The sequence below is a fragment of the Ensifer sp. PDNC004 genome (assembly GCF_016919405.1).
GTDB lineage: Bacteria > Pseudomonadota > Alphaproteobacteria > Rhizobiales > Rhizobiaceae > Ensifer.
This window is the reverse complement of the sequence record NZ_CP070353.1, coordinates 3,564,559-3,587,717: the sequence shown is the minus strand read 5'-3', so window position 1 is coordinate 3,587,717 and position 23,159 is coordinate 3,564,559. Positions and strand designations below refer to the sequence as shown.

Sequence of the window (23,159 nt, the reverse complement as noted above, 5' to 3'; positions counted from 1 at the left end):
ATGGGTTCCAATCCCGGCAGCTCTAAAGTGCGAATTCCGAGGGGTCGAAATTCAGCACGAGGGTATTCCATCCTTTTTCGCCCTCATATTTTTCAGGCGGCAGGTTCTGTAGCGGGGCCGAACGGCGGATCGCGCGCAGGGTGCTGCTCTCGACCGCACGACGGGTGCCTTCCGGGCCGCCGGTGGCGGTCACTTCAGGCGTTCCGACGATGTTGCCCGCGGGGTCGAGCTGCACGCGGACGGTGACGCGGACCTCCTCGACGCCGGTCAGGCCCGGGGTCAGCGACCAGTTGCCCTGGATCTGGCCCTTGACGCCGTCGATCTCGTTGGCGCTGAGGCCAACCCCGATCGTCTTCTTGCCACCGAGCGCGGCCTCCTGCGTCGAACGCTTCGCGCCGCCGGCAGACGGATCCTGCCGGTTGAGCAGCGCTGCAATCTCGTCGGCGTTGAACTTGCTTTCCTCGGTGGAAGCCTGCTTCTTCTGCTCTTTCGGCGTCGCCTCGTTCTTGCGATCGGGCGTCTTGGCGCTTTGGGCGGGCTTTTCGACCTTCGGCTTCGCAGCGGGCGTCGGCACCTTCTCGGGCAACGCTTCGGCTTCCGGGTTCTCGGCCGGCTTTTCTTCGGCGGGCGCCGGATCGGGCTTGGTCTCGGGCTTCACTTCCTGCTTGGGTTCCGGCAGGGCTGCGACCTCGGTCGCGGGCTCGGAGGCGGGCTTGGATTCCTCGACCTTCTTGATCTCCTGCTCGACCGGATCGGGCGTCGGCTCGGGCTTGTCGTTCTTTTCCGGAGAGGCCGTGGCTTCGCTCTTCGACGGCTTGGCGTTCGGCGTCGGCGGGGTCTTCAGGTCGGTATCGTTGTCGCCGACATTTTCAGCCGGCTGGTTCGTCTCCGGACGCTTGGTCGGAACCGGCGACGAATGCTCCTTCTTCGGTGCCTTCTTGTCGCCCTGCTGAACCTGCGTCATCTCCGAATAGGGAACGATGTCGACAGGCAAAGCCTCGACGTCGGCGACCTGGAAGTCAGCCGGGCTGCCAAGCGACACCAGCGCCCAGGTCAAGACCATGGCGTGGAGGACAGCAGATGTAGCGAGACTGCCCTTCATCGTGGACGATCACTTTTCCTGTTCTTGCAGCGTGACGAGGCCGAGGTTCTTGAACCCGGCGGCAGAGATGCGGGCCATGACCTTCATGACCGTGCCGTAGTCGGCATTGGTGTCGCCGCGCACATAGATGCGTTCGTTGTAGCCGGTGGTGGCAATCGCCTCGAGCTTCGGCACGACTTCATCGATGGCGATCGCGGTTTCCTGCAGGTAGATCTCACCGGCCGGGTTGACCGAGACGGTGATCGGCTGCGTATCGGAATTCAGCGCCTTTGCCTGCGTTTCCGGCAGGTCGATCGGCACGCCGACCGTCATCATCGGTGCGGCCACCATGAAGATGATCAGGAGCACGAGCATGACGTCGACGAACGGCGTCACGTTGATCTCGCTCATCATGGCTTTCTTGCCGCCGCGGCGACGACGTCCGCCACCCGAACCTTTGGCTCCGCCAACCGACATACCCATCAGCGTGGTCTCCGTACTCTCTGGCGATTACTGCGCGGCCTGGCGCGGGTTCTGGAGCTTCTCGTCGATCTGCCGCGACAGGATGGCGGAGAACTCGTCGGCGAAAGCTTCCATGCGTGCCGACAGCTTGCCGGCGTCGGCCGAGAACTTGTTGTAGGCGATAACCGCGGGGATAGCGGCGAGAAGGCCGATCGCGGTCGCAAGCAGCGCTTCGGCAATACCGGGCGCCACGACCGCAAGGTTGGTCGACTTCGAACCGGCGATCGCCTGGAACGAGGTCATGATACCGACGACCGTACCGAAGAGACCGATGAACGGCGCTGCCGAACCGATGGTCGCGAGCGAGCCGAGGCGGGCCTCCAGCGATTCCGATTCCCGGGCGAGCGTCACGTCCATGGCGCGGTCGATACGCATCTGCAGGCCGATCGGCGAACGGGCACCGCGCTCGAAGCTCTTCTTCCATTCGCGCATGGCGGACACGAAGATCGCACCCATGCCGGCCGTCTGGCGGTCGGCGAGCGTGCGGTAGAGTTCTTCCAGCGACTGGCCGGACCAGAACACCTGCTCGAAGCTGTCGAGCTGGCGACGGACGCGCCCGTAGTTGAGCGTCTTGTCGACGACGATCGCCCAGGTCCAGACGGAGGCTGCGACCAGCCCCAGCATGACCAGCTTCACGACGAAGCCCGCTTGCATGAATAGCGACCAAAGGCTCACATCGTGTGTTGCCGCGGCCAATCCAACCTGTTCCATCGTCTTCAGTCCCCGAATCCAAACACCCGGCAAGAGCGGCTCATGCTCGTGACCGGGTAGCCCAAACGTCCTGTTTGCAAGAGTGCCCGGCACCGCCGCAGATCGCACCATCGCGACCTTAATTAGCTTTAGGTTGCCTTCTCTCCGTCAATTTTGGTCAAAGGATGACGTGCACTGCACAAATCCTGATGCGATGATTAAGACACCATTATGGTTAAGAGACCGTTACCGCTGTGTGTCTTTACAGCGTCACCTTCGGGGCGGAACTTACCCGCTACCGCCACGTTTCTTGACAACGACCCGATCCTCGACCGGACGTTGCGACAAGTTGCCATTCTCGCGATATCCTGGCCTTGAAGACATCGGGCATGTCGATCTCCAGACAGGCCAGGGGCCGTGAACCATCCAATCGCGCTGCGGGTGATGAGAATGACCGAAACGGAAGACACCGCCACCAATCGGAACAAGGGCAAGCCGGCCCCCGGGACATCGAAGGGGTCCGGGGCGACACCCGCGAAGTCCCGTCCGGCCGCCCCTGAAGACACGGTTGCCGGCGTCACGATCACGCATCCCGAACGGCTGCTGTTTAACGGCGGCATCAGCAAACTGGATCTTGCCCGCTATTACGCGGTGGTCGCCGATCGCATGCTGCCCTACGCCGCCAGGCACCTGCTGTCGCTCGTGCGCGCGCCGCAGGGGCTGAGGGGCCCGCGCTTCTACCAGAAGCATGCCGGGGATGGTTTTCCCGAAGAGATCAAGGAAATGGCGATCACCGAAAGTTCCGGCGAAACCGAAAACTACATGTACGTGCAAGATGCTGCCGGCCTGGTCGCCGCGGTGCAGATGGGATCGCTCGAATTCCACATCTGGGGTTCGCGGGTCGATGCGCTTGAAACACCGGACCGGCTGGTCTTCGACCTCGACCCGGACGAGGGCCTTGATTTCGGCATGGTCAAGACCGCAGCGACGGCGCTTCGCGATGCGCTCTCCGCCATCGGATTGGCATCGATGCCGATGGTTACCGGCGGCAAGGGCGTGCACGTGATAGTCCCCCTGGCAGAGCACGCCACCTGGGCGCAGGCCAAGGCCTTTGCCAAGACCTTTGCGCAAGGCTTTGCCGATCGCGAACCGGACAAGTTCATCGCCACCATGTCGAAGGAAAAACGGAAAGGGCGGATCTTCATCGACTGGCTGCGGAACGAACGCGGCTCGACGGCGATCGCCCCCTACTCGACCCGCGCACGGGACGGTTGCCCGGTCGCCACGCCCGTCAGTTGGGAGGAGCTTGCCGGTCTTGACGCCGCCAATAGCTTCCGAATGGCCGACAGTCTCGAACGGATCGAACGCGGTACGGATCCCTGGCGGGACTTCGCGAAGGCGAAGCAATCGCTCACCGACGAGATGCTGAAGCAGCTCGGCGTGGAAGCGGCGGACTAGGCCCGCGCGCGTGCCGGACTAGCCGGCGCTCTCCTTGGCATGCTGGAACTTGTAGGCCAGCGCCTCCGGCAGCCGCCGCGGGCGGCCCTGCGCATTGATCACGGCGATGATCACCTTGGCAGCGATCAGCAACTGTTCGCCGCGGCGAATTTCCTGCTGCAGCACCATCTTGGCGCCGCCGGCCTTCTCCGTGACGGTCGTGATCGTCAGGATATCGTCCATGCGCGCCGGCGCTTTGAAGTCGATCTCCATGCGGTGGACGACGAAGACGAGGCCCTCGCTGTCGCCCTCGATCGCCAGCGTCGCCTGTTCGACGCCGAGCAGCCGCAGGAAATCGGTGCGGGCGCGCTCCATGAAGTGCAGGTAGCGAGCGTGGTAGACGACGCCGGAAAAGTCGGTGTCTTCGTAATAGACGCGCTGGATCAGCTGATGGCCGTTTTCGGTCAGTTCGCCTGCGAGCGAAATCAGGGACATACTTTTCTCCGAAAGAATTTCCCGTTTCCTGTGCAGGAACAAAAAGCCGTTTGCAAGCATTGCAGCCTTGTCACAATCCTATCCTATCACGTGACGGACTTCCTTTGCGATCAGGAGAACGTGCATGAAGATTGCGATTCTCGGCGGCGACGGTTTCGTCGGCTGGCCCACGGCCCTTCATTTGTCCGATGCCGGTCACGACGTTCATATCCTCGACAATCTCTCCCGCCGATGGATCGATACGGAACTGGGCGTGCAGTCGTTGACGCCGATGGATTCGATCCAGGAACGCACCCGCATCTGGCATGCCGAAACCGGCCGCCGCATCCATTTCAACCTGATCGATCTTGCCCGCGACTACGAGCTTCTGAAGAACTGGCTCGCCGAACATCGCCCTGATGCCATCGTGCATTTTGCCGAGCAGCGCGCCGCCCCCTATTCGATGAAGAGCGACCGCCACAAGAACTACACGGTCAACAACAACGTCAACGCCACCCATAATCTGCTGAACGCGCTGGTCGAACTCAGCCTCGACGCCCACCTGATTCATCTCGGCACCATGGGCGTTTACGGCTACTCCACCATCGGTGCGGCGATCCCCGAGGGTTATCTGCCTGTCGGCATCGAAACGATGGGCGGCGAGACTGTCAGCCAGGAAATCCTCTACCCCGCCAATCCCGGCTCGATCTACCACATGACCAAGTGCCTGGATCAGTTGCTCTTCCAGTTCTATGCCAAGAACGACGGGCTCAGGATCACCGATCTGCACCAGGGCATCGTCTGGGGCACCCACACCGAGCAGACGCGCCGCCACCCGCAGCTCATCAACCGCTTCGACTATGACGGCGACTACGGCACCGTCTTGAACCGCTTCCTCATCCAGGCGGCGATCGGCTATCCGCTGACCGTGCACGGCACGGGCGGCCAGACACGCGCCTTCATCCATATTCAAGATTCGGTCCGCTGCATCGAGCTGGCGCTCACGAACCCGCCGGCGCGCGGAAGCCGCGTCGAGATCTTCAACCAGATGACCGAGACCCACCGGGTGCGCGACCTCGCGGAGATGATCGCGTCGATATCGGGCGCCCAGGTCGCCTGGCTGCCGAACCCGCGCAAGGAAGCCGCCGAGAACGAGCTCGTCGTGCACAACGAGAAATTCCTGAGCCTCGGCCTCAACCCGACCCGGCTGCAGGATGGGCTTCTCACGGAAATCGTCGATGTCGCCAAGAAATTCGCCTATCGTGTCGACCGAACGCGCGTGCCCGCCGTCTCCGCCTGGACCAAGGACATCGCGCCGCTCATCAACCACGACCCAGAGGGCAAGCGGCTGAAATCCGTTTCATGAGATCGACCGATCCTTCGGAGGGGCTCCGCCCCTCCTCGCCTCCCCAAGCCGACCATGCCTATGTGACGCTCGTCACCAATGGCGATTACGCGCTCGGCGCCCGCGCGCTGGCGCGCTCCATAAGGCTGACGGGCACGAAGGCCGATATCGTCGTGCTCCATACCGGCGGCGTTTCGCGCGAGGCGCTGGCGCCGCTCGCAGAATTCCAATGCCGCCTGGTCGAGACCGACCTGCTGCCGCTCTCCGACTGCTTCAACGCGCGTCATCAGCGCCGGAACGTGCACGAAATGGCGCCCTTCACCAAGGGCCGCAAGCCCGACTTCCACTCGCCGCTCGACAACTTCTGCAAGCTTCGGCTCTGGCAGCTTGGCGAATACCGACGCTGCGTCTTCATCGACGCCGACGCCATCGTTCTCAGGAACATCGACCGGTTGTTTGCCTATCCGGAATTCTCCGCCGCCCCCAATGTCTACGAAAGTCTCGCGGATTTTCACCGGCTGAATTCCGGCGTCTTCGTCGCCGAACCGTCATGGGCGACCTTCGACAGAATGCTCTCTCAGCTTGACGCACCCGACGCCTTCTGGCCGCGCACCGACCAGACCTTCCTGCAAGCCTTCTTCCCGGACTGGCACGGCCTGCCAGTGACCATGAACATGCTGCAATATGTCTGGTTCAACCTGCCGGAACTCTGGGACTGGAGCGCGATCGGCGTGCTGCACTACCAGTATGAAAAGCCCTGGGAGAAGAATCATCCGCGCCGGGAGGCCCTGCAGCCGTTGATCGATCTCTGGCACGGCTATCTCACGGGAGAGGCTATTCCGGACATCCCATCGCTCGCCAACCCGGTCCGCCGATGACCCGGGTGCTTGTCTCCGGCGGCACGGGCTTCGTCGGTCGCTTTATCGTCCAGCATCTGCTGCAAGCGGGGCACGAGGTGGTGGTCGGCGGGCGCCCGCGGCCCCCAGACACCTTCTTTGGCGGACCTGTCGATTTCGTGCCCCTGTCGCTCGATCCGACCATCGATCACAGAGCGGCCTTCGACAATGTCCAGTGTTTCATCCATGCCGCCTTCCAGCACATCCCCGGCCGATATCGCGGCGGCGAAGGCGACGACCCCGAGGGCTTCCGCCGCACCAATCTCGATGGTTCGGTCCGCCTGTTCGAAACGGCACGCGAACAGGGCGTGGAGCGCTGTATCTTCCTGTCGAGCCGCGCGGTCTATGGAGCACACCCGGCGGGCACGGTGCTGACCGAGGGGTCGGCCTGCCACCCCGAGAGCCTCTATGGCACGCTCAAGCTTGAGGCGGAGCGGCAACTGGAACTGCTCGGCACTAACGACTTCAAGACAGCGAGCCTGCGCGTCACCGGCGTCTACGGAGCGCCGGGCAATGGGGCGTCGCACAAATGGCAGACCCTGTTCGACGACTATCTCCGGGGCCGCCCGGTTGCACCGCGGGCCGGCACGGAAGTGCATGGCGACGATGTCGCAACCGCCGTGCGCTTCGTGCTTGAAGCGGAAGCACGCCGCCTACCGGCTTCGGTCTTCAACGTCTCCGACATCCTCGTCGACAGCCGCACCATTCTGGAAATCGTGCGCGAAATCGCCGGTTGCACGAACGACCTGCCCGAACCGGCCGCATTGGCTGATTTCAACGCGATGGACTGCGACCGCTTGCGCGCGCTCGGCTGGGTGCCGGGCGGGCTGCCGCGGCTGCGCGAGACGATCGAAGAGCTGCTCGGCCGAGGCCGCAGCACAGAGCCGTTCTGTGTCGATCAAGGACTCCTTTAAGGAGTATTAATTTACAATTTAACACCCCAGGTTGCTTTCGAAAATCCGCGCTATGTTGGCTGTGCGGAACGGTTCCGCTCCGCGCAAAAGCTCAACCCTCCCGTCGATCGACGGCGCTTCGAAGGAAATCAATCATGCCTATCGAGACGTTGAATCCTGAAGTCTGGAAGCTTGTCGGCACTTTGAACGGTGAATGGAAAACGAATGGCGGCAATGATTTTGGCTGGGGTACGGTCAAGACCTCATCGCAAACCTTGACCGCAAACGCCTTGCTTTCGGTTTACAAACTGATGCGCGGCAACCAGAACCTGACGCGTGACTACTATCTCGTCGTCGGGGATGTCTATCACGGCATCCAGGGCTCGCCGTCCAACCCGTCGTCCAACTGGGTGTCGGTCGGCTTTTACGCCAATCAGATGAAGCTGCGCCTCGAAACGAACTCGTCGCAGGCGCGGCTGGTAACGTTCGGGCCCAACAGCACCGTCGAGCAGGCGACGATCAGTTTCTCGATCGGCGGCGAACTCAGCGCCGAATACAGCAAGGAAGGTCCGAAGGGCGGCGCCTCGCTCAGCGCCAATGTGGGTGTCAGCTTCACCGCCTCCGAGGTTTCGTTTGCGGCGCGGCCCGCAACGCAATCGATCGAGTGGCAGGCGCGGCTGCCCCATGTCGGCTGGGTGTCGCCAGGAGTACCGGCAAATCCCGGTCGCCCGTCCTATGCCGGCTACATCTGGAATGCAGCCGCGATCATCGAGGTCCCCCAAGGCGCAACGCCCAACTTCAAAGGGCGCTTCGAGGTGGACTTCGAATTCAATTGGACGCGCGGCATTCGCAAGCGGTCGTTCACGCCCGAGATCGATCTCGTCTACCAGTCTCTTACGAGGACCGGCACCAGCGACATCGAGGTCGTTCCGCCGCTGCCGACGATACTGGAGACCTTGCGCTCCCTCGCTTCTTCGACCGGCCGGGACGGCAAGACCGACACCTTCCTGGCAGCGCTGGAAAACTCTCGCGTGATCGATGCCCTCGGCGACAGCAATCTCGACCAGATCGTCATCGCGCCGACCAACTTGGCCGTCCAGACCTACTTCGATAAGCACCCGCAAATCGCGCTCGAGGCGGTTTCGCCGGCAAACCAGGCCTGGCTCGATAGCTGGGTCGCCGAACGGATCATCAGCACACCGCCCGGCTCAGTTGAACTGGCAACGCTCAGCCCGTCGGTGAAGAGCATGAGCGAGGGAGAATGGTACCAGTGCGCCGACGGCCTGCTGTTGGTCACCGACACCTATGAGGTCGCGTCCGGCCTGCGGGGCGCACTGCGAAGCGGCGCCATCCGGGCCGCCTGAGGCCACGTGATGAACGGGCGCCAGCTCGGCTCAACGGAGCGAGCCGGCGGAGGAAAACGGGTCTGGCGTCGTCTTGACGCCAGGCTCTTTCAGAGCGAGACCAGCAAGCTTGGAATTTGTCGCTCAGCCGAGATCGATCACCACGATCTCCGGTGGCATGCCGAAGCGAACCGGCGCAAGCGAGCAGCCGAGACCGCCGGAAACGATCAGATTGCAATCATTCTCGGTCACATGGCCATAGGCGTAGCGCTCGCCGAAACGCGAGGGCACGACCGGCGCATAGCCGAGAAACCGCACCTGGCCGCCATGGGTATGGCCCGACAGCGTCAGCGCGACACGCGATGGAACGCGCGGGAAGACATCCGGCTCATGTGCCATGAGGATGACCGGATCGGCATCGCTCACCTGGGCGAGCGTGCCGTCGAGATCGTCGAGACCACCCATGTGCCTGCGCTTCCATTTTTTACCGGGCAACAGCGCCAGCTGATCTTCGAGGCCGGCGACCCAGAAACCCTGCCCGTCCTTCTCGAAGCGGGCAGCCCGGTTGCTGTAGACGTTGATGCCGACGTCCTGCAGCGCCTTGTGCCCAAAGGTCGGTCCGCCACCGTTCGTCTGCGCCGTCCTGTCCTCCCACCAGTCGTGATTGCCCATGACGGCGTGTACGCCGAGCGGTGCCTCGAGGACTGCGAGCGCCTTCGACCATTCGCTGGAATGCACATAGCTGGTGACAAAGTTCATGCCGGCCACATAGTCGCCGAGCAGCAGCGTGATATCGCCGCCAAGCGAGTTGGCCTGCCGGCAAATCGAAGCGATGCGGCTCGCCGGCATCCAGGGCTCGCAGGCGTGGATGTCGGTAAGCACGACGACGCGCAGCTTCAGCCCCGGCGTCCAGTTGGGCGGCCTCAATTTGTATCGGGTGACGTTCAGCCGGGCCAATGGTTCGACGGCAAAGGCGTAACCGCCAAGTGCTGCCATACTGGCGATACCGCCGCCGATCAGTTTCAACAATCCGCGGCGGCTGATCATCTAGTCGTCGTCCTCTAATGTCAGGCGAAACTGGGTCGCCTCCATTTCCTTGGGGGGATTAAGGCCGATATGTTTCCAGGCATTGGCGGTCAAAATACGGCCGCGCGGTGTGCGTTGGATGAAGCCCTGCTGGATAAGATAGGGCTCAATGATATCTTCGATCGCATCGCGCGGCTCCGAAAGGCCGGCGGCGATGGTTTCGATCCCGACAGGACCGCCGCCGAAGTTCTGCGCGATCATGAAGAGATAGCGCCGGTCGAGCTGGTCGAGGCCCATATTGTCGACGAGCAGCCGCGTCAGCGCCTCGTCGGCGAGTTCCTTGGTAACGGCTTCCGCACGCGCCACTTCGGCGAAATCGCGCACCCGGCGCAACAGCCGGCCGGCGATGCGCGGCGTGCCGCGGGCGCGACGGGCGATCTCGCGGGCGCCGTCGTCGGTCATGCCAAGCCCCATCAGCCGGGCGCCGCGCCGGACGATCGATTCCAGTTCCTCGACCGTGTAGAAATTGAGCCGCACCGGAATGCCGAAACGGTCGCGAAGCGGCGTCGTCAGAAGGCCAAGCCGGGTGGTCGCCGCCACCAACGTGAACTTCGACAGATCGATCTTCACCGACCGTGCCGCCGGGCCTTCGCCGATGATGAGATCGAGCTGGAAGTCCTCCATCGCCGGGTAGAGGATTTCCTCGACCGCCGGATTGAGCCGGTGGATTTCGTCGATGAAGAGCACGTCGCGCTCTTCGAGATTGGTGAGCAGGGCTGCGAGATCGCCGGCCTTGGCGATCACGGGACCGGAGGTCGAGCGGAAATTGACGCCGAGTTCCTTGGCCATGATCTGCGCCAGCGTCGTCTTGCCGAGACCGGGCGGGCCGACGAAGAGCACATGGTCGAGCGCCTCGCCGCGGTTCTTTGCGGCCTCGATGAAGATCTTCAGGTTGGCGCGCGCTTCCGCCTGGCCGGTGAAATCGTCCAGCGTCTGTGGGCGCATGGTCGCATCGATGTCTTCACCGCGCTTTTCCGGCGTTATCAGGCGTGCGGCGTCAGTCATGCGTTCGTTCCATTCGGTCGGGCAGCTCAGCGCTGCAACCCGTCATCATGCCGGGCACGATGCGTTCTGCCTTCTGCACCCGGCCAAGGCAAGCGTTCATCGCGCCAGTTCTTTCAGGCCCAGGCGAATGAGTTTGGCGCTGTCGCCGCCTTCGCCGCCGTTCCTCAGGGCCGCCGCAACGGCATTGGCCGCTTGGTCGCGCGAGTAGCCGAGATTGGTGAGCGCCGAAACCGCATCGGAAACCGGCGCGGAGGCGACGCCCTCGCCAAGCTCCTGCTTGAGGCCGATCGACGCCGACATCTCGCCGGCAAAGGACGGCGCCTTGTTCTTCAGTTCCGTGACGATGCGCACCGCCACCTTGGGCCCGACACCGGGCGCACGGGAGACGGAGGTCTTGTCCTGCAGCGCGATCGCATTGGCCAGTTCGCCCGGCGTCAGGGTGGATAGCACGGCCAGCGCCACCTTCGAGCCGACCCCCTGCACGCTCTGCAGCAGACGGAACCACTCCCGCTCCAACGCTGTCAGGAAGCCGAACAGCTTCAGCTGGTCCTCGCGCACATAGGTCTCGATGAAGAGGATAGCCGCCTCGCCGGCAGACCCGAGCCTGGACAAGGTGCGCGCCGAGCAAAAGGCAACGTAGCCGACGCCATGCACATCGAGCACGACGTGATCCTCGGCGATCTCGTCGATGGTACCCTTCAATTTGCCGATCATGTGGCGTCTCTCGCGGTGGGTTCTGGATGGTCCCCGGACCATCGGAAATTATCGTGTCGGGCGCAACTACGCCATCAATGCGGCAAGCCGGCTCGTCACCGATTGCCGGTTGTGGGCATGGCAGATGGCGATCGCCAATGCGTCCGCCGCGTCGTTGCCCTTGAACTCGGCCTTCGGCATCAGAACCTTCAGCATCATGTGGATCTGCTGCTTCTCGCCGTGGCCGACGCCGATCACCGCCTTTTTGACGGCGTTCGGCGCGTATTCGGCGACCCTCAGGCCCGCGCGTGCCGGCACCAGCATGGCGATCCCGCGCGCCTGGCCGAGCTTCAGTGTCGCCGTCGCGTCCTTGTTGACGAAGGTCTGTTCGACCGCCGCCTCATGCGGCTGATAGCCGTGCACCACCTCGGCAAGCCCGTCATGCAACTGGCAAAGTCGGGAGGCGAGATCCATGTCACCATCCGAGGTCACCGTGCCCGAGGCAACGAAACGCAGCGAATTGCCGAGCGTCTCGATGATGCCCCAGCCGGTACGGCGGAGCCCCGGATCGATACCGATGATACGAATCGTGGTCTGCATGGATTTCACCCTATGATGTCAGCCCGGACGCTGCCAGCAAAAAGTGAACAAAACAAAAACATACGCACAGTTGAGACGCGGACTCAGGTTTTCTTCGGCAGCGCCCTTGGATTGAGGAAAATTGAGCTTACATAGCCTTGCATCAATTTCTCTCAATGAAGGCCTTTGCCATGGCGACTTTCTCCGTCCTCGATCTTTCCCCGATCACTGAAGGCGGCAGCGTCGCCCAATCGCTGGAGAATTCGCGCCGACTGGCCCAGGCGGCGGAGGAGAACGGCTACACCCGTTTCTGGCTGGCCGAGCATCACGGCATGAAGGGTATCGCCAGTGCCGCGACCTCGATCGTGATCTCGCATGTGGCGGCTGCCACCAAGACGATCCGCGTCGGCTCCGGCGGCATCATGCTGCCGAACCACTCGCCGCTTGTCATCGCCGAGCAGTTCGGCACGCTCGCCGCTCTTTACCCCGGCCGCATCGACCTCGGTCTCGGCCGCGCTCCAGGCACCGACATGCGCACCGCCCAGGCGCTTCGCCGCAACATGGAAGCGAGCGGCAACAACTTCCCGAACGACGTCGTCGAACTGCAGGCGCTGCTCGGCCCGGTCGCCGAAGACCAGAAGATCATCGCCGTGCCGGGCGCCGACACCAATGTGCCGATCTGGCTGCTCGGCTCCAGCCATTTCAGCGCCCATCTCGCCGGCATGCTCGGCCTGCCCTTCGCGTTTGCCTCGCATTTCGCACCCGACATGCTGCTCTCGGCGCTGGAGATCTACCGCGAGCGCTTCACGCCCTCCGAGACCCTTGCCAAGCCGCAGGTGATGGTCGGCGTCATGGGGGTCGCCGCCGAAACGGACGAGGAGGCGAACTACCTCTTCACCTCCATGCAGCAATCCTTCGTGGCGCTGCGGCGCAATGCCCGCGGGCAGTTCCCGCCGCCGGTCCAGTCGATGGATGGGCTGTGGAGCTACGACGAGAAGATCTTCGTCGACCATTCGATGATGTATGCGGTCGTCGGCGGGCCCGAGACGATCCGGCGCAAGATCGGGGCGTTCCTGGAACAGACGAAGGCCGACGAGCTGATCATCTCGATGCCGATCTTCGACATGGACGCGCGGCTGAATTCGCTTCGCCTCTTCGCCGACGCTCAGCGCGATCTCGCCAAGGCGGCCTGAGGCGGGCCGATCAGATCGCCCCGAAGGCGGGTGCGATCTCTTCCAGATTGGCAAAGAATCGATCCGGCCCGAGCCCTTGCAGGAAAACCGGGTCGGCATAGCCCCAGGCGACGGCCCCTGCCGCCACACCGGCCTTTCGCGCCGCCTCGATATCGCGCGCCTCGTCGCCGATCGCCAGGATGCGAGCCGCATCGAGGCCGGAGTGCCTGATCGCCCGCTTGAAGTGCTGCGCCTTGCCGAAGAGCGCGGCCCCGCATTCGAAGAGATCGACAGTCGCAGCCGCTTCGCCGAGCGCGGCACGAATCCCCTCTTCCGCATTCGAGCTGACAATCGCAATGCCGATGCCCGCCGCCTTCAGTTTCCAGAGAAGCTGAGCGGCGCCCGGAAACAGCCGGACGCTTGCGGCTTCCGCTGCCATGGCCCGGCGCATGAAGGTGGCGATCTGCGGCAATTTCCAAACGGGCACGCCGAGTTGCGCGATGATCTCGCGGCTGCCCATCGCCCGCAACGACTGGAACTCCTCGACAGAGAGTTCGCGGAAACCGTAGCGCCGCGCAGCCGCATTGCACGCCGTCATGAAGCTTGCCGCCGTATCGGCAAGCGTGCCGTCGAAATCGAAGATCGCGAACTGATAGGTCATCGGGCCATCCAAAGAAAAACCCGCGCCCTTTCGGACGCGGGTAGGAAATCTTCAAGCGACGGTCGCCCCAATCAGGCCGACAGCTTCGCCAGGATCTCGTCCGACACTTCGAAGTTCGAGTAGACGTTCTGGACGTCGTCGTCGTCTTCAAGGATGTCGATGAGCTTCATCAGCGACTGTGCCTTTTCTTCGTCGACCGGAACGGTGTTCTGGGCCTTCCAGATCGCCTTGACCGTTTCGGCTTCGCCGAGCGCGTCTTCGAGCGCCTTGGAGACTTCGCCGATCGCTTCGAAGCCGCAGATGATCGTGTGGCCGTCCTCGTCGGTGGTGACGTCGTCGGCGCCAGCCTCGATTGCCGCGTCCATCACCTTGTCGGCGTCACCGACGGAGAGCTTGTAGGTGATCTCTCCGACGCGATCGAAGGAGAAGGAGACCGAGCCGGTTTCGCCGAGCGCGCCGCCGGCCTTGGTGAAGGTCGAGCGCACGTTGGAGGCGGTGCGGTTACGGTTGTCGGTCAAGGCTTCGACGATGACTGCGACGCCGCCCGGGCCATAACCCTCGTAGCGGACTTCTTCGTAGTTCTCCGCGTCGCCGCCGGAGGCCTTCTTGATTGCCCGTTCGATGTTGTCCTTCGGCATCGACTGCGCCTTGGCGTTCTGGATCGCCAGGCGCAGGCGCGCGTTCATTGCGGGATCGGGCATGCCCGACTTGGCGGCAACCGTGATTTCGCGCGCGAGCTTGGAAAACATTTTCGAGCGCACCGCATCCTGACGGCCCTTGCGGTGCATGATGTTCTTGAACTGTGAATGGCCAGCCATGGCACCCTCTGCATGCATTAATTTGAATGGAATGGGGCGCCTTATAGTTTTATTGCCGCTTTCCGTCCAGCCGGGGGGCGGTTTTTCAGTTGGCCGAGACCTGCGCGCGGCTGAGGAGGAAGCTGTGCCCGTCGTCACGACGACAGGAAAGACCGGTGCGTTCCGACACGCAGGAGAACGGCCCGCGCGACCAGCTTTGTCCATAGTCGAGAACGGTTCCGACCGAGCAACAACTCGGATCGCCGACGGCGTGATTGATCGTGGCGGCCCCCGCCCGGCCAAGTGTCGCCCTGACATAACGCGGCGCGACGATATCGCAGGCCAGTTCCGGACCACCGTCGGCGGGCTGATAGACGGACGTGCCGCCAGCCGGCGTATAGATGCAGCCGATATTGCCCGAGGGCATCGCGAAAATCTCCTGCTCAGTTGCCGGTTTGACCGCGGTCTCCGATTGGCTTTGCGGCTGTTGTCCCTCTGGAGACGGCATGCGCGGCGGCGGCACGCCACCGGCCTCGGCAAGAGTTGAAAAGGAGAGAAAGAGCGATACGCCAACCACGAGCAACTTCATCGGGCGATCCCAGGATGTTCAAACGCCCTTGAGAATATAAATCAGTGGTTTGCTTGGCAAGGAACGCAGGGATACTTTGATACCGGCGCTGTCCGCATAACGCTTGTCGTAGTCGTCGCCGAACATGTCGAGGAAAGCCTCGATCGGCGGGCCGCGGCGATGCATCGGCAGAATCAGTGACGAGCGCAGCCGGCTGACGACCCGGCTCATGCTTTCCGCCCCCATGGTCAGGCCGCCATCGACAGGCACCATCAGCACATCAAGCCGACCGATCTGGCCATAGTGGATGTCGTCGAGCTCATGGTGCAGATGGCCGAGATGCCCGATGCAGAGATCCGCCACCTCGTAGATGAAGATCGAGTTCCCGTCGTGCTCCATGGCGCCGCCACCGGCGCGAATGTCCGTCGTCACGTTGCGGATGTAGGCGTCGCCGACCACGAGATCGTGGCGCGCCGGTTGGCCGCTGTCGCTCCAGCCGTGCAGCACGGTCTTGATCGCCGGATCCGGCGTCAGCGTGTAGTGGCTCGAATGCGCCTTGTTCATGGTCGCGACCGTCGGCGGCGCCGACGGTGCGTACCAGCCGCTGTAGTCGGTTGCGATCGAGACGCCGCCGGGCGTCTCGATCAGGAAAGTGGAATGGCCGAGATAGCTGATCGTCACTTCGCCGGCCGTCGTCTGCCCCTTGGTGGCGGCAGCAGGCGTGAAACTGGCGAAGGTGGCCTGGGGGATCGTCTCGGCGATCGCCTGGCATTGGCTGACAGGGCGCGGCTGCTGCTGCGCATGGGCAACCGATGGCCAGGACGCGTGGATGATCCATATGGCGGCGAATGTGTAGACAAAGTACCGGAGCATCAGCCTTCACCTCTCTCACTTGCCGCCCGACCTCGGGCCCTGGGGGCACGCAGCAGGCAGGTATTGAACAGCGAATGGAAGCCTTTGCCTTCGCTCGACCGAACGGTGGCGTCACGGGGCCGGGAGAGAATTGTTCAAGGGCCGGGCCACGTCCAGTTACAAACGGCAGGCGGTGCTCACGTTTACGTCACCGACCCCGGGGGACGATCAAGAAACTATAACCTCTTCAAAGCCAAATGCCCCGGCATTGCTACCGGGGCATCTGTCCGATTGTCGTCAGGCCGGCGTTACTCGGCCGGGTGCGGTGCCGGCTCGCTCACGGCCACCTTGCGTCGCCGGAATGACCGGAGCGCGACGTAGAACACCGGCGTCAGGAACAGGCCGAGGAACGTTACCCCGAGCATGCCCGAGAAAACCGCGGTACCCAGCGACTGGCGCATTTCGGCGCCCGGGCCGGTCGCGATCATCAGCGGCACAACGCCGAGGATGAAGGCGAAGGCGGTCATCAGGATCGGGCGCAGGCGCAGCTGGCTCGCTTCCACCGCCGCCTCGATCGGCGTTTTGCCCTCGTCCTCGCCCTGCCGCGCGAACTCGACGATCAGAATCGCGTTCTTGGCCGCAAGGCCAATCAGCACGATCAGCCCGATCTGCGTCAGCACGTTGTTGTCGAGCCCGCGGATGAACACGCCGACCAGCGCGGCCAGCACGCCGAGCGGCACGATCAGGATGATCGCCAGCGGCAGGACCCAGCTTTCGTACTGGGCCGAAAGCGCCAGGAACACGAAAACGACCGACAGTGCGAAGATGAACACCGCGGTGTTGCCTGTCTGGCGTTCCTGGTAGGCGAGTTCCGTCCACTCGAAGGTCGTGCCCTGCGGCAGGATCTGGGCGGCGAGCGCCTCCATCTTGTCGAGAGCCGTACCCGTCGAGACGCCGACCGCGGGGTTGCCCTGGATCGGCACCGAGACGTACATGTTGTAGCGCTGCACCAGCGTCGGACCGGCCGTATCCTGGATCTCGACGAGTGTACCCATCGGCACCAGCGCACCGGTTGCCGAGCGCACTTTCAGCGCCAGGATGTTGTCACGCTCGACTCGGTACTGCTGGTCGGCTTGCGCCCGCACCTGGTAGACGCGGCCAAAGGCGTTGAAGTCGTTGACGTAGGACGTGCCGAGGTTGATCGACAACGCCTCGAAGATGTTGGGGATCGGCACGTTGAGCGTGCGTGCCTTGTCGCGGTCGATCGCCAGGAAGTATTGCGGACTGGAGGCCGAGAAGGTGGTGAAGACCCCTGTCAACCCTTCCGTCTGGTTGGCAGCACCCATCATCTGGTAGGCAAGCCCGAGCGCGCGGCGCATGTCGGAGCTCTGGCGGTCCATGATCTGCATCTTGAAGCCGCCGGAGTTGCCGATGCCGCGCACCGAAGGCGGCGGCACGGCGATGATGAAGGCTTCCTGGATGCTCTGCAGGCTGCCATAGAGCTGGCCGATGATCTGGTTGGCCCCCTGCCCGTTCTTCAGCCGCTCTTCGAAGCTTTCGAAGGAGGCGAAGACCACGCCCGAATTGGACGCGTTGGTAAAGGTCGCGCCGTTGAAGCCGGCAAAGGCAACGGCGCTCTTCACCCCGGGCACGTCCTCGATGATCTTCGAAGCGCGTTTGACGACGGCGTCCGTCCGGTCGAGCGAGGCGCCGTCCGGCAGCTGGATGACGACGATCGCATAGCCCTGGTCCATGGTCGGCACGAAGCCGCGCGGCACGATCTGCGCCATGTACCAGGTGGCCCCCAGCAGCCCCACGAAGACGAGAAGGGCCGCGGCCAGCGCCACCTTCGTCGAGACGAGCTTGCGCACGACCCATGAATAGCCCGACGCCATCCGGTCGAAGCCGTTGTTGAAGCCGTTCGCCAAGGCCTTGCCGAACCGCGTCAGCGGATTGCGGCTTTCATGATGGCCGTTCTCGTGCGGCTTCAACAGGATAGCCGCCAGCGCCGGTGACAGCGTCAGCGAGTTGAAGGCGGAAATCACCGTTGCGACCGAGATCGTCACGGCGAACTGCAGGTAGAACTGGCCGGCGATGCCGGGGATGAAGGCCGTCGGCACGAAGACCGCGGTCAACACCAGCGAGATCGCGATGACGGCCGCCCCCACCTCGTCCATGGTCACATGCGAGGCCTCGCGCGGGGTCATGCCGCGCGCGAGATTTCGCTCGACGTTCTCGACCACCACGATCGCATCGTCGACAACGATGCCGATCGCCAGCACCAGGCCGAACAGCGTCAGCATATTCAGCGAGAAGCCGAAGGCATAGAGGAAGGCGAAGGTGCCGACGAGCGACACGGGGATGGCGACGATCGGGATAATCGCCGTTCGCCACGACTGCAGGAAGACGAGCACGACGATGGCGACGAGAATGGCCGCCTCGGCGATCGTCTTGTAGACCTCGTTGATCGATTCCGAGATGAACTCGGTCGGGTTGTAGACGATGCGGTATTCGAGCCCGTCGGGGAAGTCCTTGGAAACGTCGGTCATCACCTTCTGGATCTGTTCGGCGGCGTCGAGCGCATTGGTGCCCGGCCGCGAGAAGATGCCGAGCGCCACCGCCGGGCTGCCATCGAGATAGCTGTTGTTGACGTATTCGCGGGCGCCAAGCTCGACGCGGGCGACGTCCTGCAGCTGCACGAGACGACCGCTTTCCGTCGCCTTGACGATGACGTAGCGGAACTGCCGCGCATCGCTGAAGCGGCCGTCCGTCGTGACCGTATACTGGAACGCGCTGTCGCCCGGCGCCGGCGGACCGCCGATCGAGCCGCCGGAGACCTGCACGTTCTGCTCGCGCAGCGCCTGCACCACGTCGCCGGCCGTCATGCCGTAGGCCGACAGTTTCTCCGGATCGAGCCAGACACGCAGCGCATATTCGCGCTCGCCGAACAGGATGACGTCGCCGACGCCGTCGAGCCGCACGAGCAGGTCGCGGATGCGCGTGCGCGCATAGTTCGAGACGTAGAGCTGGTCATAGCGTTCGGTCGGTGAGAGCAGATGCACGACCATCATCAGGTCGGGCGAACTCTTGGCCGTGGTGATGCCGATGCGCCGGACTTCTTCCGGCAGCCGGGGCTCAGCGATCGACACGCGGTTCTGCACCAGCACCTGCGCCTGGTCGAGGTCGGTGCCGAGCTTGAAGGTGATCGTCAGCGCCATCGAACCGTCGGCGGTCGAATAGGAGGACATGTAGAGCATGTTCTCGACGCCGTTGATTTCCTGTTCGAGCGGCGTCGCGACGGTGTTCGCAACGGTATCGGCGTCGGCGCCCGGATAGGCGGCGCGAACGACGATGGTCGGCGGCGCAATTTCCGGATACTGCGCTACGGGAAGCTGAAAATAGGCGATGCTGCCGACGATCAGGAGCACGATCGACAGCACCGACGCGAAGATCGGCCGGTCGACGAAGAAGTGAGCAAACCTCATTGCGCCGCCCCCGCTGCTTGCGCTTCGGGGGGAAGCTGCACCGTCTCGGGCTTCACCTTGGTGCCGGGGCGTGCCCGCATCAGGCCGTTGACGACAATGGTCTCGTCGCCGGTCATGCCGGAGCGGATGACGCGGTAGCCATGCAGCTTCGGGCCGAGACGGACAGGCTTGGTCACCACTGTTCCGTCCCCGGTCACCTCGTAGACAATGCGCTCGTTCTGGTCGGCGCCGATCGCCTCGTCCGGAATGAGGACCGCCTTGTAGGTGTTCGAGCCTTCGATCTGCACACGGCCGAAGAGACCGGGCTGCAGCACGAGGCTCGGGTTATCGAGACGGGCGCGCACGCGCATCGTGCCGCTCTGCGGATCCACGCGGTTTTCGGCGAAGTCGAGCTTGCCCTTGAACGGCTCCTCTTGCGAGTCGGCGATGGTGACCAGCACTTCGAGCGAGCCGCCGCCTTCCTGCAGCGCGCTGCCGCGCTCGCGCGCGACCCGGGCATAGGAAAGCAGCCGCCGTTCGTCGACGTCGAAGTAGAAATCGATCGGGTCGAGCGACACGATCGTCGTCAGCACTGTCTGGTCAGCCTGAACGAGATTGCCCGTCGACAGCAGGCGCCGGTCGACGCGGCCGCTGAGCGGCGCGGTGATGGTGGTGTAGTCAAGGTCGAGCTTGGCGCGCTCGACCGCCGCTTCCGCGCCGCGCACCAGCGCCTGCGCCGACAGGAGTTCGCGGCGGTGATCGTCGAGCGTCGAGACCGAAAGCGTGCCGGTGCCCGTCAGCGATTGCGTCCGCTTGAACTGGGCTTCGGCGAATTCCAGCGAGGAGCGCGCCGATTCCAGCGTCGATTCGGCCTGAGAGAGAGACGTGCGATAGGGCCGCTGGTCGATGACGAAGAGCTTGTCGCCCTTCTTCACCAGGGCGCCGTCGGTGAAGTTGACCTCGTCGAGATAACCGCCGATGCGGGCGCGGACCTGCACCTCGTCGACAGGCTCGAAGCGGCCGATGAACTCGTCGCTGTCGATGACATCCCGCACGACCGGCTTGGCGACGGTCACCACGGGCAATTGCGCGTCCTGCGCCTGGGCACCGATTACGGATAGAAGGGAAAGAGAAGCGCCGACGATCATCGGCAAATGCCACTGAGACAACATGCATGCCCTCCGAATGCACTTGGATCACGAGGGGCAGCCAATCGACCAGACCACCGCAATCGCTTTGAACATTTCAGAGCGGGGCCCGTGCGCAAAACAGCCGCATTACCCGTCCCGCTCCGCACAAATCCTCGGATCGGCAGCGATCCGAGAGGCAAAGTCACACAAGCAATCAAATGATACAGCGGCCTTGCGCCCTTCGGCCCGCGAACGCTGTCAGGTCAAAACCGCCCGCAGCGGGCATCGGCCCGAAACGCGGCGACAACAGCACATGCCCGCAATCCAGGACTGCGGACACCATTCATTCTGCAAAAACCCACGAATACATCACGCCCCGGCCCGGCGTGATTTCGCGATAACCTGCCATCATTTGATGGGGTTGTCACCTTGAAAAAAATCAATTCCGATAAGGCGATACGGGACAACCAAAGGTGCCCGCGCGCAGTTTTGCGCTGCGCCTCAGGACGCCGCCTGCCCTGGCCTTAAGACCAGAAATCCGGGATCGTTTCCGCCAGTCTCGGCCCAAGCCGCAGCGGCGCGATCTTCTCGGCAAGCCCGGTGCGATCGGAGATCTCGACCCCGAGACCGCAGATGGTGGCCGGACCCGACGCCGCCTCGAAGCGCCCCTTCGGCATCTTCGAGATGAAGCGGTTGAGCGGCTCTTCCTTGTCCATGCCGAGCGAGGAATCGTAGTCGCCGCACATGCCGGCATCACTCATATAGGCGGTGCCGCCGTTGAGGATCTGGTGGTCGGCGGTCGGCACGTGCGTATGCGTGCCGACGACGAGGCTGGCGCGTCCGTCGACGAAATGGCCGAAGCACTGCTTTTCGCTGGTCGCCTCCGCATGAAAGTCGAAGACGATCGCATCCGCCTGCTCGCCGAGCGGGCAGGCATCGAGGATCGCCTCGGCCGACTTGAAGGGATCATCGAGTTCGGGATGCATGAAGACGCGGCCCATGACGTTGGCGACCAGCACGCGCGCGCCGTTGCGGGCAAAGAACAGGTTGGAGCCGCGGCCGGGCGTGCCGGCCGGATAGTTGGCCGGGCGCAGGAACTGGTCGTGCCGCTCGCAGAAGACCACCGCTTCCTTCTGGTCCCAGACGTGGTTGCCGGTGGTCACCACGTCGGCGCCGGCGTTGATCGTCTCGAGGAAGATGTCTTCGGTGATGCCGAAGCCGCCGGCGGCGTTCTCGCCGTTGACGATGACAAAGTCGAGCTTGAGGTCGCCGATCAGTCCCGGAAGCCGCTCCCAGACCGCCGTACGGCCCGTCTTGCCCACCATATCTCCCAGAAACAGAAGCCTCATGCTCGCTCAAATCCCACCAGGGCAGCTCCGGCGGAAGCGCGTCAGCGGTTGTGGCGGCCGGACCTGCGTAAAACAAAGAGGTAGAGCGTCTACACGATCCTGGCCCGACAGGAAACGCCCAAGATCGATTCCGCCGGAATCGCGAACCGATCGTCGGCCGCGACCTGCACGATTTCAAGGCACAGGGCCGTTCCTCAGCTACGTCATCGATTAGAAATGCCGGAACCCGCTCTCGGTGAGCACGGCATCCAGCGCCACATCATGCGGTTCGGCCGGCACGGTGGCGACTTCCTGGCAGTCGAAGGCAATGCCGATCAGCTTCGGCAGGTGCCCCTTGTTGCGCAGCCGGTCGATCGCCCGGTCATAGTAGCCGGCGCCGTAGCCGATCCGGTGACCGGTCGCGTCGAAGGCCGAAAGCGGCACGAGCATGATATCCGGGTCGAGCACCGGCGCATCCGGGCCAGGCCCGGTCGTGCCGAAGCCGGTGGCGATGATGTCGACGCCATCGAGCAGCTCGCGAAAGACGATCGTCTGCTTGTCCATGATCACGGGCAGGCAGAGCCGGGCCCCGCGGCTTTTCAGCCGCGCCATCAGCGGCCGGATATCGACCTCGGAGCGGATCGGCCAGAAGCCGGAAACGATGTGCCCGGGATCGAGCGCAATGACGTCGCCCGCATGGTCGGCCATGGTCAGGCTCGCCTCGATCCGTATCTCCGCGGGCATCGCATCGCGCAATGCCAGCCGCTCGTTGCGCAGCGCCGCCTTCAAGTCTTTCGGTGACATCGTGCCCTCTCCTGCCTCATGCCATCGTCGCGGACGAATTTTCTTCCCGAAATGGCACAACCCGTCACTTTCTCGCCGATTCCCGGCTCAATCACCAGCCTATACACCCGATGTCGCCCATGCATAGCCACCCGCTTCGCCGCTTTTGCCGCGGTTTGCGACAGCACGGCCAGCGCCTTCCCGGTTCGGCACAGCATTAGCGTTCCGTTCATCATGGACGACGGTTCCGCTTTCGCGCATCGGCGACCGCATGCAAATAAAGACGCGATTTCAAATAATTAGCAGGAACTAATGCCCGCGTTCGATGTATGGACGCGCTCCTGCAGGCAGCAGTGGAAA

Annotated in this window: 21 protein-coding genes and 1 pseudogene; 6 read left to right on the top strand and 16 right to left on the bottom strand. The window is 63.5% G+C overall.

Going from position 1 to position 23,159, the window contains the following annotated elements; genetic code table 11:
- Positions 1–22: 22 nt before the first annotated feature.
- The 3 genes from JVX98_RS25525 to tolQ are packed head-to-tail and all read right to left on the bottom strand — an operon-like array spanning position 23 to position 2,314.
- Positions 23–1,102 carry a hypothetical protein gene (locus JVX98_RS25525; protein WP_205237851.1) on the bottom strand — a complete coding sequence of 360 codons (1,080 nt, stop codon included), beginning with the start codon at positions 1,100–1,102 and terminating at the stop codon, positions 23–25.
- A 9-nt stretch (positions 1,103–1,111) separates the two neighbouring features.
- The gene (tolR, locus tag JVX98_RS25520) at positions 1,112–1,564 is read right to left on the bottom strand and encodes a protein TolR (RefSeq protein WP_034806246.1); all 453 of its coding nucleotides are present in this window, start codon (positions 1,562–1,564) and stop codon (positions 1,112–1,114) included.
- 27 nt (positions 1,565–1,591) lie between these two features.
- The gene (gene tolQ, locus JVX98_RS25515; RefSeq protein WP_034806243.1) at positions 1,592–2,314 is read right to left on the bottom strand and encodes a protein TolQ; all 723 of its coding nucleotides are present in this window, start codon (positions 2,312–2,314) and stop codon (positions 1,592–1,594) included.
- Positions 2,315–2,749: 435 nt separating this feature from the next.
- On the opposite strand from tolQ, the pseudogene ligD reads away from it, so the two are divergent.
- Positions 2,750–3,751, top strand: a pseudogene (gene ligD / locus JVX98_RS25510) (non-homologous end-joining DNA ligase); the annotation flags it as partial.
- Between the two features lie 18 nt (positions 3,752–3,769).
- Here the strand turns inward: ligD and ybgC are convergent.
- Positions 3,770–4,225, bottom strand: a complete 456-nt coding sequence (ybgC, locus tag JVX98_RS25505; RefSeq protein ID WP_043624113.1) for a tol-pal system-associated acyl-CoA thioesterase — start codon at positions 4,223–4,225, stop codon at positions 3,770–3,772.
- Between the two features lie 124 nt (positions 4,226–4,349).
- Between ybgC and JVX98_RS25500 the strand changes: the two genes are divergently transcribed.
- The 4 genes from JVX98_RS25500 to JVX98_RS25485 all read left to right on the top strand — a co-directional run bounded on the left by JVX98_RS25500 (position 4,350) and on the right by JVX98_RS25485 (position 8,702).
- The gene (locus JVX98_RS25500; RefSeq protein WP_205237850.1) at positions 4,350–5,570 is read left to right on the top strand and encodes an NAD-dependent epimerase/dehydratase family protein; all 1,221 of its coding nucleotides are present in this window, start codon (positions 4,350–4,352) and stop codon (positions 5,568–5,570) included.
- On the top strand, positions 5,567–6,427 hold the full coding sequence (locus tag JVX98_RS25495; RefSeq protein WP_205237848.1) for a glycosyltransferase: 861 nt from the start codon (positions 5,567–5,569) through the stop codon (positions 6,425–6,427). The genes JVX98_RS25500 and JVX98_RS25495 overlap by 4 nt, the downstream gene beginning before the upstream one ends.
- Positions 6,424–7,359 carry an NAD(P)-dependent oxidoreductase gene (locus tag JVX98_RS25490; RefSeq protein ID WP_205237846.1) on the top strand — a complete coding sequence of 312 codons (936 nt, stop codon included), beginning with the start codon at positions 6,424–6,426 and terminating at the stop codon, positions 7,357–7,359. Before JVX98_RS25495 ends, JVX98_RS25490 begins: the two co-directional genes overlap by 4 nt.
- Before the next feature lie 134 nt (positions 7,360–7,493).
- Positions 7,494–8,702, top strand: a complete 1,209-nt coding sequence (locus JVX98_RS25485; RefSeq protein WP_043624101.1) for a hypothetical protein — start codon at positions 7,494–7,496, stop codon at positions 8,700–8,702.
- Positions 8,703–8,825: 123 nt separating this feature from the next.
- On the opposite strand, the gene JVX98_RS25480 is transcribed toward JVX98_RS25485, so the two are convergent.
- From JVX98_RS25480 to ruvC, 4 genes are all read right to left on the bottom strand, one after another.
- Positions 8,826–9,728: a metallophosphoesterase gene (locus JVX98_RS25480; RefSeq protein WP_192450697.1), complete on the bottom strand. Its 903-nt coding sequence runs from the start codon at positions 9,726–9,728 to the stop codon at positions 8,826–8,828.
- Positions 9,729–10,772: a Holliday junction branch migration DNA helicase RuvB gene (ruvB, locus tag JVX98_RS25475; RefSeq protein ID WP_192450698.1), complete on the bottom strand. Its 1,044-nt coding sequence runs from the start codon at positions 10,770–10,772 to the stop codon at positions 9,729–9,731.
- A 96-nt stretch (positions 10,773–10,868) separates the two neighbouring features.
- Positions 10,869–11,486, bottom strand: coding sequence for a Holliday junction branch migration protein RuvA (gene ruvA / locus JVX98_RS25470; protein WP_192450699.1), 618 nt, complete (start codon positions 11,484–11,486; stop codon positions 10,869–10,871).
- A gap of 66 nt (positions 11,487–11,552) precedes the next feature.
- Positions 11,553–12,065 carry a crossover junction endodeoxyribonuclease RuvC gene (ruvC, locus tag JVX98_RS25465; RefSeq protein WP_043625534.1) on the bottom strand — a complete coding sequence of 171 codons (513 nt, stop codon included), beginning with the start codon at positions 12,063–12,065 and terminating at the stop codon, positions 11,553–11,555.
- Positions 12,066–12,235: 170 nt separating this feature from the next.
- On the opposite strand from ruvC, the gene JVX98_RS25460 reads away from it, so the two are divergent.
- Positions 12,236–13,237: an LLM class flavin-dependent oxidoreductase gene (locus tag JVX98_RS25460; protein WP_192450700.1), complete on the top strand. Its 1,002-nt coding sequence runs from the start codon at positions 12,236–12,238 to the stop codon at positions 13,235–13,237.
- Between the two features lie 10 nt (positions 13,238–13,247).
- Here the strand turns inward: JVX98_RS25460 and JVX98_RS25455 are convergent, their stop codons facing one another.
- The 8 genes from JVX98_RS25455 to JVX98_RS25420 all read right to left on the bottom strand — a co-directional run bounded on the left by JVX98_RS25455 (position 13,248) and on the right by JVX98_RS25420 (position 22,820).
- Positions 13,248–13,877: an HAD hydrolase-like protein gene (locus JVX98_RS25455; protein ID WP_192450701.1), complete on the bottom strand. Its 630-nt coding sequence runs from the start codon at positions 13,875–13,877 to the stop codon at positions 13,248–13,250.
- A gap of 71 nt (positions 13,878–13,948) precedes the next feature.
- A complete protein-coding gene (locus JVX98_RS25450; RefSeq protein ID WP_192450702.1) occupies positions 13,949–14,695 on the bottom strand; it encodes a YebC/PmpR family DNA-binding transcriptional regulator in 747 nt (248 codons plus the stop codon).
- Positions 14,696–14,780: 85 nt separating this feature from the next.
- The gene (locus JVX98_RS25445; RefSeq protein ID WP_246764953.1) at positions 14,781–15,263 is read right to left on the bottom strand and encodes a hypothetical protein; all 483 of its coding nucleotides are present in this window, start codon (positions 15,261–15,263) and stop codon (positions 14,781–14,783) included.
- Between the two features lie 18 nt (positions 15,264–15,281).
- Positions 15,282–16,118 carry an MBL fold metallo-hydrolase gene (locus JVX98_RS25440; RefSeq protein ID WP_192450883.1) on the bottom strand — a complete coding sequence of 279 codons (837 nt, stop codon included), beginning with the start codon at positions 16,116–16,118 and terminating at the stop codon, positions 15,282–15,284.
- 284 nt (positions 16,119–16,402) lie between these two features.
- Positions 16,403–19,579, bottom strand: a complete 3,177-nt coding sequence (locus JVX98_RS25435; protein ID WP_205237844.1) for an efflux RND transporter permease subunit — start codon at positions 19,577–19,579, stop codon at positions 16,403–16,405.
- Positions 19,576–20,730 (bottom strand): efflux RND transporter periplasmic adaptor subunit, encoded by a 1,155-nt coding sequence (locus JVX98_RS25430; protein ID WP_205237842.1) that lies wholly within the window; start codon positions 20,728–20,730, stop codon positions 19,576–19,578. Before JVX98_RS25430 ends, JVX98_RS25435 begins: the two co-directional genes overlap by 4 nt.
- Before the next feature lie 482 nt (positions 20,731–21,212).
- Positions 21,213–22,037: a YmdB family metallophosphoesterase gene (locus JVX98_RS25425; protein WP_034806196.1), complete on the bottom strand. Its 825-nt coding sequence runs from the start codon at positions 22,035–22,037 to the stop codon at positions 21,213–21,215.
- A 210-nt stretch (positions 22,038–22,247) separates the two neighbouring features.
- Positions 22,248–22,820 carry a 5-formyltetrahydrofolate cyclo-ligase gene (locus JVX98_RS25420; protein ID WP_043625555.1) on the bottom strand — a complete coding sequence of 191 codons (573 nt, stop codon included), beginning with the start codon at positions 22,818–22,820 and terminating at the stop codon, positions 22,248–22,250.
- Positions 22,821–23,159: the final 339 nt, after the last annotated feature.

Coding starts and splice junctions, on each gene's coding strand:
- JVX98_RS25525 (WP_205237851.1), bottom strand. CDS start 1,102: ATGAAGGGCAGTCTCGCTACATCTGCTGTCCTCCACGCCATGGTCTTG.
- tolR (WP_034806246.1), bottom strand. CDS start 1,564: ATGGGTATGTCGGTTGGCGGAGCCAAAGGTTCGGGTGGCGGACGTCGT.
- tolQ (WP_034806243.1), bottom strand. CDS start 2,314: ATGGAACAGGTTGGATTGGCCGCGGCAACACACGATGTGAGCCTTTGG.
- ybgC (WP_043624113.1), bottom strand. CDS start 4,225: ATGTCCCTGATTTCGCTCGCAGGCGAACTGACCGAAAACGGCCATCAG.
- JVX98_RS25500 (WP_205237850.1), top strand. CDS start 4,350: ATGAAGATTGCGATTCTCGGCGGCGACGGTTTCGTCGGCTGGCCCACG.
- JVX98_RS25495 (WP_205237848.1), top strand. CDS start 5,567: ATGAGATCGACCGATCCTTCGGAGGGGCTCCGCCCCTCCTCGCCTCCC.
- JVX98_RS25490 (WP_205237846.1), top strand. CDS start 6,424: ATGACCCGGGTGCTTGTCTCCGGCGGCACGGGCTTCGTCGGTCGCTTT.
- JVX98_RS25485 (WP_043624101.1), top strand. CDS start 7,494: ATGCCTATCGAGACGTTGAATCCTGAAGTCTGGAAGCTTGTCGGCACT.
- JVX98_RS25480 (WP_192450697.1), bottom strand. CDS start 9,728: ATGATCAGCCGCCGCGGATTGTTGAAACTGATCGGCGGCGGTATCGCC.
- ruvB (WP_192450698.1), bottom strand. CDS start 10,772: ATGACTGACGCCGCACGCCTGATAACGCCGGAAAAGCGCGGTGAAGAC.
- ruvA (WP_192450699.1), bottom strand. CDS start 11,486: ATGATCGGCAAATTGAAGGGTACCATCGACGAGATCGCCGAGGATCAC.
- ruvC (WP_043625534.1), bottom strand. CDS start 12,065: ATGCAGACCACGATTCGTATCATCGGTATCGATCCGGGGCTCCGCCGT.
- JVX98_RS25460 (WP_192450700.1), top strand. CDS start 12,236: ATGGCGACTTTCTCCGTCCTCGATCTTTCCCCGATCACTGAAGGCGGC.
- JVX98_RS25455 (WP_192450701.1), bottom strand. CDS start 13,877: ATGACCTATCAGTTCGCGATCTTCGATTTCGACGGCACGCTTGCCGAT.
- JVX98_RS25450 (WP_192450702.1), bottom strand. CDS start 14,695: ATGGCTGGCCATTCACAGTTCAAGAACATCATGCACCGCAAGGGCCGT.
- JVX98_RS25445 (WP_246764953.1), bottom strand. CDS start 15,263: ATGAAGTTGCTCGTGGTTGGCGTATCGCTCTTTCTCTCCTTTTCAACT.
- JVX98_RS25435 (WP_205237844.1), bottom strand. CDS start 19,579: ATGAGGTTTGCTCACTTCTTCGTCGACCGGCCGATCTTCGCGTCGGTG.
- JVX98_RS25430 (WP_205237842.1), bottom strand. CDS start 20,730: ATGTTGTCTCAGTGGCATTTGCCGATGATCGTCGGCGCTTCTCTTTCC.
- JVX98_RS25425 (WP_034806196.1), bottom strand. CDS start 22,037: ATGAGGCTTCTGTTTCTGGGAGATATGGTGGGCAAGACGGGCCGTACG.
- JVX98_RS25420 (WP_043625555.1), bottom strand. CDS start 22,820: ATGTCACCGAAAGACTTGAAGGCGGCGCTGCGCAACGAGCGGCTGGCA.